Origin of the sequence: Vibrio sp. 779(2023) (genome assembly GCF_033344285.1) — a bacterium.
Classification (GTDB): domain Bacteria; phylum Pseudomonadota; class Gammaproteobacteria; order Enterobacterales; family Vibrionaceae; genus Vibrio; species Vibrio alginolyticus.
This window is the reverse complement of sequence record NZ_JAWPOM010000084.1, coordinates 1-1,497: the sequence shown is the minus strand read 5'-3', so window position 1 is coordinate 1,497 and position 1,497 is coordinate 1. Positions and strand designations below refer to the sequence as shown.

The 1,497-nt window shown below is 44.9% G+C and carries 1 protein-coding gene; it reads right to left on the bottom strand.

Features of this window, described 5'->3' with window-relative positions; genetic code table 11:
• Positions 1-227: 227 nt before the first annotated feature.
• A complete protein-coding gene (locus R8O70_RS25075) occupies positions 228-473 on the bottom strand; it encodes a hypothetical protein (protein ID WP_060466691.1) in 246 nt (81 codons plus the stop codon).
• Between the last annotated feature and the right edge of the window lie 1,024 nt (positions 474-1,497).

Genomic DNA, 1,497 nt, shown 5'->3' with positions numbered 1-1,497 from the left:
CAGCATCAAACCTACCCACGGGTACACAAAACCACTCTTAAAGTTTATGACGTATTTGAAGCGGTTTTATCATCCTAAGATGAGCACAAGCATCTGGAACAAAAAAGCCCACGAAAGGGGCTTTTTGAACAATTCGGAGTTTGTTAGTCCAGGTTAAATGAGCGTAGCGTTTTAATCTGGACTGACGAACCGGCAACGAGCAAAGCGAGGCGACAGAACCATAGCAATCATGACGCTAAATTCTTCTTGCAATAGTCTGCCCAATAAAGATGAGCAAATTCCAATTTGTCGGAAAATGCAGAATGATCGACAGATAGCCAAGCTCGGTTCGTCACATCCCAAAACATTTGGTCAAACTGCGTAAAGCTTCTGAAGTTAGGCTGATGTACTTTTCTCCAAACAGAATGGGAAAGCATCCTCATCCCTGAGTTAATCCGCTTCACATTCGCAATATCTTCATCAGTCTTAGCCATAAGCACCTCATATACAAACCAAGGACTAATAGAATACTAAATGAAGTAAGTGCGAGGAATGATACGTTTGGTTTACTGGGGTAAAGGGGGCGTTAGCGCCCCTTTCCAGCTCACAGGGGAACCGTCAAGAACGAAGTGACTAGAGGGGACGCTGTGTATGCTGGCTTAGTATGAAGACAGACGATAGCACAAGCCTAAAAAAATAAACTATTGAAGAGGTTATAACCCACGTAGGTTAGGAGTGACAGTGCCACCATTTAGAGAGGGTGAAATGCCGCTTGCTCGATGCTCGGACGCTTCGCTTACTCGCACACTGCGCCGAGCGGAGGAGGTAAGCGAAGACAGAGGGGTTAGTGCCGAAATTGCTTATTTCGGCTGCGCCGACCCCTACCCATTTCGACTCTATTTTGAGTGATTTAGGTACTGTCTATGGTCGCTTTCTGAACTAAGGATTTCTCCCCTTATTTCGGACTGCCCTGCGCTGTGTGTAAAGCTTTCGCCCCCGTTCCAGTCACACAACACTAATCAGTTATTCCTTTTCCGCTTGTCCCCTCTAGCAGCTACAAGGGGCGGATTTATCGAGCTTGGTGCTTAGTTCTGATTAGTGCCTTTACCTCTCACCTTTGGAACATCCCTTGGTCGGTGAGTGATGCGCGTCGTTCTGTCCAAAACATCTTGATTCCAAACAGAGTGCAGAAATACTCTTGAAGTGCTTACTTGATATGGTCTATCATGGAAGGACTTCACGGCCGTTCAAACCTGTGAGTATTCCGAAATAAACCAGCTTCCTACGGCTGGTTTTTTCACATCTGGGGAAAGAGATTAATCCTAAAAGCATTTGATCTCAATGCTGATCTTTTAGATCTGACAACTCTCCAAACAAAAAAGCCTCCCGATTGGGAGGCTTTTTTGTTTCTATCGTGCGAAAAAAATATATTTCAAAACTTCAAAGCACCATCAACAACACCCTACATGCTCAATCATCGATTTTGGTTGTTTTTCCGTTGGACAGCCGTTGGATTCA